Raw genomic sequence first — 9,077 nt, forward strand, 5'->3', positions numbered from 1 at the left:
CAGGCCGCGTACAGCCAGCTTATATTTGCCGGTCCACACACGAATATTTGATTCGCGGTCGTATTTCTTCATTACTGCATCTACATCTGCTGTGCTCATGTTCTCAGAACCAGCCTGCCCTTCCGGGGATGTGTTTGCTTTTTTTATCTTATTTTCTTTCATCCTGACTATTCCCCTTTCGTATCCACTGTAATTCCATGCTCTGCATAATAACGCGCCGCACCCTTATGGAAAGGAATGGTCATACCGGAAGTAGCGTTTTCCAGAGAAAGCTCCGCTCCTTTTGCATTCTCAGCAGAAATCTCGTCTGCATGGTCAAAAATTGCCGCAGTCATATCATAAACTGTATCCTCATCCAGAGATTCGGACACTACGATCGTCGCCTTGACTGTGATGGTTTCTACAGGCTCATCCTGTCCCGGATAGGTTCCTGCAGGAATCTGGTAGGATGTATAATATGGACAGTCACTCAAAATTGAATCCCTGATCGCGCCATCAATATTGATCATATAGACACCATTGGTAGTTGCAAGCTCTGTGATAGCTGTTGTAGGTGCACCTGCAACAATAAACGCAGCATCAATTTTCCCATCCTTCAAAGATTCCTTGCTGTCCTCAAAAGACAGATACTGGGGATGGATATCATCCAGGGTAATGCCGCCTGCATTTAAAACATCCAGAGCATTGAAATATACACCGGAGTTTGCCGCACCGATAGATACGCTCTTGCCCTTCAGATCTTCCACTGTCTTAATGTCAGGATCCATGGTAAACAGCTGGACAGTCTCTGCATACAGGCCGCCCAGAGTCCTGAAATCATGGGTTGCACCGTCCTGTTCAAATGCTCTTACGCCGTCCCATGCATAGGCCATTACATCTGACTGGACAAATCCAAGCTGGAAATCTCCGTCCTGTACTGACTGCAGGTTCGCTTTGGAACCACCTGTAGAAACTGCTGTAACCTTTACATTTGTATTATTGGTAATATACTGGGCCAGTACACCACCGTAGGAATAATACGTTCCCGCCGTACCGCCGGTACCGAACGTCAGACGTTCTTTACTTTGTCCGCAGCCGCTCAGAAGGCTGACTGCAAGTGCAAGAGTCAAAACAAGGCCAACAATCCTGCCAGCTTTTCTCCTGCCTCTGAAAAGCTCTTTGTTTCTCATAAATCCATCTCCTTCAGGTACATAATATTTTGAATTATAACATATTTTTTCAAAAAATGATAATCTTTATTGAATAATCTTACAAAAAACGTTACAATAAAGGAAAAACATGGATAACAAAATAAATAACAACCCAATGGAGGTATCTATTATGTCCGAAAGAAAATACCCTGTCATCACAATCAGCCGGGAGTTTGGTGCCGGGGGACACAGTATTGCAAGAGTAGTTTCAGAAAGGCTTGGTATCCCATATTACGATCGGGATTTTGCAAAACAGGCTGCTGCCAGAAGCGGATATTCCCAGGAGGATATTGATCGTGAGGGTGAAAATCTGAGCCGCAGCGCCAGACTTCTGGACAACATTCTGAATAACTCTGCAGGCTATTTCAGTTCCCATGATGCTATTTACCAGGCTCAGAAAGAGCTGATCCTTCAGTTCGCAGCAGAACAGGACTGTATTATCATCGGCCGCTGTTCCAATCTTATCCTGCGAAATGCCGGTATTCCCAGTCTGGATATTTTCCTTCATGCAGATGTGAATCTCCGCACAGAACATATTCAGAAATTAGGCTTAAACGGAAAGGAAGATCCCAGGAAATATCTCACCAAAATGGACAACCTGCGTGAAACCTATTTCAAAACCTATACAAAACATGAGCTTGGCACTTATCACGATTATGACCTGTGTCTGGATACCGGAACCCTTGGATACGATAACTGTATTGAGATTATCACTTCACTTGCAAAACAGCAGGGGTTGAATCTGAAGCATCAGTAGAAGGACCGCTGCCAGCTGTAAAACAGCAACAAGGCTGTGGCAATCAGAAAATCTGTGCCACAGCCTCTTTACTTCAGTCCTTTTAATAGTTGTTTCTAAATTTCTTTTATTTTACAAACTCATCCAGAGAACGGATCTGGATTCCTTCTTTTGCAAAAGCCTCTCTGATTTTTTCCACAAACGCCAGAGCCTTGGCTCCGTCTCCATGAACGCAGACAGAATCTGCCTGAATATCAATATCTTTTCCTGTAATTGCAGTAATCTTTTTCTCTTTGACCATACGGATCACCCTGACAATAGCCTCATTTTCATCAGTGATCACAGCACCTTCCTTACGTCTGTTTACCAGAGTACCATCTTCTTCATAGGCGCGGTCTGCAAAAACCTCCATAGCTGTACGCAGGCCCATATCCTGAGCAGCCTTTGCCAGCTGTCCGCCGGAAAGAGCAAGTACGATCAGACTGCTGTCAAATTCTTTGATTGCCTCACAGATTGCAGTAGAAAGGGCATAGTCCTCTGCAGCCATATTATATAAGGCTCCATGAGGCTTTACATGCTGCATTTTTACACCGGTTACTCTGCAGAATGCATCCAGTGCACCCAGCTGATAAAGCACATATGCTTTTGCCTCTGCAGGGGAAACACTCAGATTTCTTCTTCCGAAGCCCATCAGATCAGGAAAACCCGGATGTGCTCCTATACGAATTCCCGCTTCCCTTGCCATTGCCAGCGTATTTCCCATAACTACCGGATCTGAAGCATGATAACCGCAGGCTACATTTGCAGAAGAGATCAGCGGAATGACCTTATCATCATTACCGATTTTATAGTTTCCAAAACTTTCTCCCAGATCACTGTTTAAATCTACTGTATACATTTACCTTACCTCTTTTCTATTTATTTCCCAGAGCGTGTTTGAAAAATCACTCCCTCAATCCGTATACAGGATCCTTACCTACAATCTTATCCCTTAATTTTCAGTACATTCTCAATAAATCCCGTATCTGCCTTTCCGTCGCAGAATACCTGATTCTTCATAATCTGATACTGGAAATCAAGGTTTGTCTCCACACCCATGACCACCATCTCATCCAGCGCAGAGCGCATTTTCTGCAGGGCAGCCTCTCTGTCAGGTGCATGAACGATTACCTTCGCAATCATGGAATCATACTCTGACGGAATCTTATAGCCTGTATAAAGGGCAGTATCCACCCGGACTCCGTTGCCTGCCGGAAGATGCATATGCTGTACTACTCCGGGACTTGGCATGAAATTTTTCTCAGGAATCTCTGCGTTGATACGGCATTCAATAGCATGTCCTTTAATTCGGATATCTTCCTGTTTAAAGCTTAACTCCTCTCCCATAGCCACACGAATCTGCTCAATGATCAGATCTGTGCCTGTAACCATCTCTGTTACTCCATGCTCCACCTGGATTCTGGTATTCATTTCCATGAAATAGAAGTTGCCTTTAGGGTCTACGATAAATTCAATCGTTCCTGCATTGGTATAACCTACTGTTTTCGCAGCAAGAACTGCATATTCATTCATTTTCCTGCGAGTTTCTTCATCAATGGCAGGGGACGGGGATTCCTCGATCAGCTTCTGATGATTTCTCTGTACCGAACAGTCACGTTCTCCCAGTGCCACCACATTTCCATGACTGTCTGCCATAATCTCAATATCCACATGGCGGGGATTTTCTACAAAACGTTCAATGTACATGGTATCATCCCCAAAAGCATTGGCTGATTCTCTCTGTGCCATATTAAACTGAAATTCAAATTCATCCTCATTGGCAGCCACACGCATTCCCTTGCCACCACCGCCTGAGGAAGCCTTGATCATAACCGGATATCCAATCTCTTCAGCCAGTTTTTTACCTGTTTCTGCATCGTATACAGGTTCCTTTGTTCCCGGTACAACCGGTACCCCGGCATCCATCATGGTTTTACGGGCATGGGATTTATTTCCCATCTTATCGATCACATCCGCATCCGGTCCGATAAAGGTAATTCCGTTTTCTTTGCATTTGCGGACAAACTCACTGTTTTCTGAAAGAAAGCCAAAACCGGGATGGATAGCATCTGCTCCCATATTTTCTGCTGCAGCAATGATCCGGTCCATGTTCAGGTAGCTGTTTCTGGCAGGACCTTCTCCGATACAGATACGCTGGTCTGCCAGCTGTACATGAAGGCTCTTAGCATCTTCTTTTGAATAAACAGCTACACTTCGGATCCCCAGATTCCTGCAGGCACGTATGATCCGAACTGCAATCTCCCCACGGTTGGCGATCAAAATTTTATTAAACAATATGAAAGCCTCCTTATCCTACAGTCTCTTAACACGGAACAGAGGCTGTCCATATATCTACTTCTGTTCATTACTTACCAGAACTGCTTCAATCTCACAGTCATAGTCACTCTGGATCTCACTCATAAGCTTCATAGCTTCCAGAATACACACTGTCTGTCCTGCTTTTACCTGATCTCCCACCTTTACAAAAGCAGGTACATCCGGAGCAGATGCAGAATAGAAGGTTCCTACGATGAGGAGAAGTGATAAACAGACTTTCCTCCTCTTCTTCCTCTGCTTTTTCCACAATTGTATTCACAGGTGCAGATGCAGCCACAGGAACTCCCGCTGCAACTACAGGAGGAAGTGATCCAGCTTGCTCATTGTAATCTTTACATCCTTGTCCTTATATGTGAATTCATTAAGGGATGAATCCTCAATAATCTCTTACCAGTCCTTCAATCTTCTCTAAATCCATCAAACATTATCCTTTCTGTCTATTTTATATTATTTTTTACGGTTATTCTTCAAACAGCTTGCGCAGTCTCTTTGCCACCAGACGGCAATCCAGAACCTCTTTACATGGCTGATGAATGATCTTTCTCAGTCCGTCAAGTTCTTTCATTTCCTCAACATAAAGAGCCTGAGCCTCCTGTACGGTAATTGCCTTGAAATGTATCTTATCATCTGTTTTTCTCTGTACCAGCTTGGGAATATCCACAGATGCCACTGTGGCAATTTTCCCATAACCGCCCGTTGTCTGACGGTCAGCCAGCAGAATGATAGGTTTACCATGGGAAGGTACCTGTATAACCCCAAATGCGATTCCGTCGGAAATAATATCCGAAGTCTTCTTAGGAGCAATAAACGGTCCCTCCAGCCTGCAGCCCATACGGTCAAATTCATTTGTCACTGTATACTCACTGCCCAGGAAAGTCTTGATGCCCTGTTTGCTGAACATACCATCCTGCGGTCCCATTACTACCCGCAGTGTTGCTTCTGTCTGATCAAACTCATCCATATCAAGCTTTCGGGAAAGGAAAAACGGCAGATAACGTCTCTTAATACGAAATCCGATATAATCGTCCGCTTCCAGTTTTCTTCCCTTAAATCCGCCCAGACCACTCTTTAAATTGGTGCATCGGCTTCCCATCACTACCGGAATATCCAGATAACTGGAAAAAGCAATATAACCTCTGCTTCCCGTTCTGGCGCTTCCAAATTTCAGTACATCTCCCTTATTCATATACAGGGCTGTATACATGGGAGCCGGCTCTCCATTAATGGTTGGCTGGAAATCTCCGCCTGTGATTGCAATGATAGTAGCTGATGTAAATTCAAGGGTTGGGCCTATCAGCGTTATCTCCAATACTGCCTCATTCTCCGGATTATCCAGAAGAAGATTGGCTATTTTGAATGAACGGACATCCATGACTCCTGCCACACTGAATCCCTGACTCTGATATCCATAACGCCCCAGATCCTGAACCGTTGTCATCATTCCGCCTTTTAATATACGAATTCCCATTTTATGCCTCCTCATGAACGGTGCACTGGTATTCGCCACGTTCTACTAATTCTCTGATCCGTTTGTACTCATCTTCATCGATCGGTACAAAACGGATATAATCTCCTGCCTCTACCAGAATCGGGATTTCACGGTCCGGATCATAGGTTTTTACAGGTGTCATTCCCATCAGCTGCCATCCTCCCGGAGAATCCAGAGGATAAATCCCTGTCTGGGAACCACCGATTCCCACACTTCCTGCATTGATCTTGATTCTGGGATTTGCAAGACGGGGTGTATGGATCCTTTCATCCAGCCCGCCCAGATAACAAAAGCCCGGAAGAAAACCAAGCATATAGATCAGGTAATCTCTGGAAGAATGAATCTTTATTACTTCCTCTACGGAAAGTCCGGCATGTTCTGCAATATTCTCAATATCCGGACCATATTCTCCTCCATAGCATACAGGAATCTCATAAACTTTTCTGCATCCTTCACCTGCTGTAACTTCCATCTTTAACAGAATTTCCAGTCTTTTTTTCAGGTCATCGTAGGAAATCACACGCGGGTCATAATTAACCAGCAAAGAACAGAACGCAGGGATCATATCTACAACTCCCTCTATATGCTGTTCTTTCATAAGCTGTACAGTGGCAGTGATCTTCCGGTTGATCTCCGGACTGATCTCTTTGCCAAATTCAACCAGAACAGAAGAATCACCTTCTGTTAAAATTCTAATGTCCGGCATAATCTGCTCCTCTTTTCTTAATCTTTTCGCCATGTCTTTTTATCTGCTTCTTTCTGCATCACATGGCTGTTAATGAACCAAAAAGGTGTAACCTGGACGATCACACCTTTTTGACATACTCTCCAGTCTGAAAACCGGATACATTTTCCTCAATTATAACAATGTACCGATCTTAGATACAAATGTAGTCACACCGAGGTATGCTGTAAGAATTACCACGATCACTCCAAGAATGGTAAGTACTACCGGATGATGATAATTCTCTCCCATAATAGATTTCTTATGTGCAGCGATCAGACAGATTGCCAGGGTGATCGGAAGGATCAGACCATTCACAGCACCTGCAAGTACAAGAAGTACTGCCGGATTTCCAAGGATAAACATAATGGCTGTAGAAATAATGATAAATCCGATGATCACTTTATTTTCATTTTCCTCGATAGACTTGCTGAAAGTCTTCAGGAAGGAAACTGAAGTATAAGCTGCACCGATAATGGATGTGATTGCTGCGCACAGAAGAACCAGACCTGCAAAACGGTATCCGATTTCACCAGCCCCCTGCTTGAAGGCGTCTGCTGCAGGATTTGCAGCATCCAGTGTTACGCCCTTGACAACAACGCCCAGAACAGCCAGAAACAGGAAAATACGAACAATCGTAGCAATGATCATACCCATAACAGAACTCTTGTTGATCTCTTTCAGGTTCTTCTCGCCTGTAATTCCTGCATCAATCAGACGATGTGCGCCGGAGAAAGTGATATATCCTCCAACAGTACCTCCCAAAAGTGTAAGGATTGCAGGAATCAGATTTGTGGCACCGGCTTCCGGTACAAATGTATTCTTCAATGCACTTCCTACCGGTGGTTTTACCACAATGATCACAACAAAGATTACGATAATCATAATGGCACCCAGTACCTTGGTAATAGTATCCATGGCACTTTTGGCATTTTTCAGCACAAATACCAGGATTGCCAAAAGACCTGCCAGTATGTAACCAACTTTGGTAGGTATTCCAAGCAATGTGTTAAAACCAAGTGCTCCGCCACCTACGTTTCCGATATTAAATACCAGACCACCGAATACGATCAGTATCGATACCAGATATCCCAGTCCCGGAAGTACCTTATTGGAAACATCCTGACCACGAAGTCCGGTCACACAAAGCACACGCCAGATATTCAGCTGTGCAATGGCTGCAAGGATTACGGAAACCAGGATAACAAATCCAAAACTTTCCTGATACTGTCCGGTAAACGTTGCTGTCTGTGTCAGGAATCCTGGTCCGATTGCAGATGTGGCCATCAGAAACGCTGCGCCAAGTAAGGCTCCGCCACTCTTTTTCTTTTCGCTCATTTTTATTGCCTCCTTTTCATGTTATTATCGCACATTATACTAAAAAATGAATATTTACACAAGCAAAAATTATTTTGATAACTTTTGATGTCGAATTTTTGTTACTGTTCACTGGTAATATCCCGCGAGGTGTTTTTTGTGAGCGAAGGTCACAGAAAACCCGAGACATACTGCGCGAATTTATGCGATTAGCATAAATTAAGTTTGCGAAGCAAACGATACTCCTTGGGCATTGCACAAGGAGGTTCATATTTCCTGCATCGCGAAGCGTGTTGCTGAGAACGGAGTGAACAGTAACGAATTTTTATAATCTGTATTTTGTAATAAAAAACAGCAAAGGAGTACCCGGATTCCCATCCGATACAGCTCCTTTGCTGTTTTTTCAGTTAAAATGTAAATTTATCCGCAAAATATGCATCCAGTTCATCAATCTTCACACGAACCTGCTCCATAGTATCACGGTCGCGGATTGTAACTGCTCCGTCGTTTTCGGACTCAAAGTCATAAGTTACACAGAACGGAGTACCGATCTCATCCTGTCTTCTGTAACGTTTACCAATGTTTCCACGATCATCATATTCACAGTTATATTTCTTGCTTAACTGCTGATAAATCTTCTCTGCACCCTCATTAAGCTTCTTGGAAAGAGGAAGCACACCGATCTTAACAGGTGCAAGTGCCGGATGGAAATGAAGGACAGTACGAACGTCATTCTTCTCTGCATCCAGAACTTCCTCATCATATGCGCTGCACAGGAATGCAAGTACCACACGGTCAGCTCCAAGTGACGGCTCGATTACATACGGAATGTATTTCTGTTTCTTCTCATCGTCAAAGTATGTCAGATCCTGTCCTGATACGTTCTGATGCTGTGTCAGGTCATAGTCTGTTCTGTCAGCGATTCCCCAAAGCTCGCCCCATCCGAATGGGAACAGGAACTCTACGTCAGTAGTAGCTTTGCTGTAGAAGCTTAACTCTTCTGCATCATGGTCACGATAACGAACTTCTTCATCCTTCAATCCAAGAGAATGTAACCAGTTCAGGCAGAAGTTCTTCCAGTATGCAAACCACTCAAGGTCTGTATCCGGCTCACAAAAGAATTCAAGTTCCATCTGCTCGAACTCACGTGTACGGAATGTGAAGTTACCCGGTGTGATCTCGTTACGGAAAGATTTACCAATCTGACCGATACCAAACGGAATCTTCTTACGGGATGTTCTCTGA

8 protein-coding genes and 1 pseudogene are annotated in these 9,077 nt (G+C 44.0%); 1 reads left to right on the forward strand and 8 read right to left on the reverse strand.

Annotated elements, in window-relative coordinates:
* Nucleotides 1-167 precede the first annotated feature (167 nt).
* Entirely contained in the window at nucleotides 168-1,169 is a 1,002-nt protein-coding gene (locus tag AC075J_RS16140; RefSeq protein ID WP_008707541.1) for a TAXI family TRAP transporter solute-binding subunit, read from the reverse strand.
* A 151-nt stretch (nucleotides 1,170-1,320) separates the two neighbouring features.
* Between AC075J_RS16140 and AC075J_RS16145 the strand changes: the two genes are divergently transcribed.
* Nucleotides 1,321-1,947: a cytidylate kinase-like family protein gene (locus AC075J_RS16145; protein WP_008707544.1), complete on the forward strand. Its 627-nt coding sequence runs from the start codon at nucleotides 1,321-1,323 to the stop codon at nucleotides 1,945-1,947.
* A 106-nt stretch (nucleotides 1,948-2,053) separates the two neighbouring features.
* Here the strand turns inward: AC075J_RS16145 and AC075J_RS16150 are convergent, their stop codons facing one another.
* The 7 genes and pseudogenes from AC075J_RS16150 to AC075J_RS16180 form a co-directional block, all read right to left on the reverse strand.
* Nucleotides 2,054-2,824 carry a LamB/YcsF family protein gene (locus tag AC075J_RS16150; RefSeq protein ID WP_008707546.1) on the reverse strand — a complete coding sequence of 257 codons (771 nt, stop codon included), beginning with the start codon at nucleotides 2,822-2,824 and terminating at the stop codon, nucleotides 2,054-2,056.
* An 86-nt stretch (nucleotides 2,825-2,910) separates the two neighbouring features.
* Nucleotides 2,911-4,260, reverse strand: a complete 1,350-nt coding sequence (gene accC, locus AC075J_RS16155; RefSeq protein ID WP_476390493.1) for an acetyl-CoA carboxylase biotin carboxylase subunit — start codon at nucleotides 4,258-4,260, stop codon at nucleotides 2,911-2,913.
* A 57-nt stretch (nucleotides 4,261-4,317) separates the two neighbouring features.
* Nucleotides 4,318-4,720, reverse strand: a pseudogene (locus AC075J_RS16160) (acetyl-CoA carboxylase biotin carboxyl carrier protein).
* 42 nt (nucleotides 4,721-4,762) lie between these two features.
* Nucleotides 4,763-5,770 (reverse strand): 5-oxoprolinase subunit C family protein, encoded by a 1,008-nt coding sequence (locus tag AC075J_RS16165; protein WP_476390494.1) that lies wholly within the window; start codon nucleotides 5,768-5,770, stop codon nucleotides 4,763-4,765.
* 1 nt (nucleotide 5,771) lies between these two features.
* On the reverse strand, nucleotides 5,772-6,497 hold the full coding sequence (gene pxpB, locus AC075J_RS16170; RefSeq protein ID WP_020993687.1) for a 5-oxoprolinase subunit PxpB: 726 nt from the start codon (nucleotides 6,495-6,497) through the stop codon (nucleotides 5,772-5,774).
* Nucleotides 6,498-6,650: 153 nt separating this feature from the next.
* Nucleotides 6,651-7,853, reverse strand: coding sequence for an NRAMP family divalent metal transporter (locus tag AC075J_RS16175; protein WP_008707553.1), 1,203 nt, complete (start codon nucleotides 7,851-7,853; stop codon nucleotides 6,651-6,653).
* 386 nt (nucleotides 7,854-8,239) lie between these two features.
* Nucleotides 8,240-9,077 (reverse strand): glycine--tRNA ligase (locus AC075J_RS16180; RefSeq protein ID WP_476390495.1); only part of this gene is annotated, 838 nt, incomplete at its 5' end.

It is taken from the genome of Blautia sp. ZXY-1-C6 (assembly GCF_056339875.1).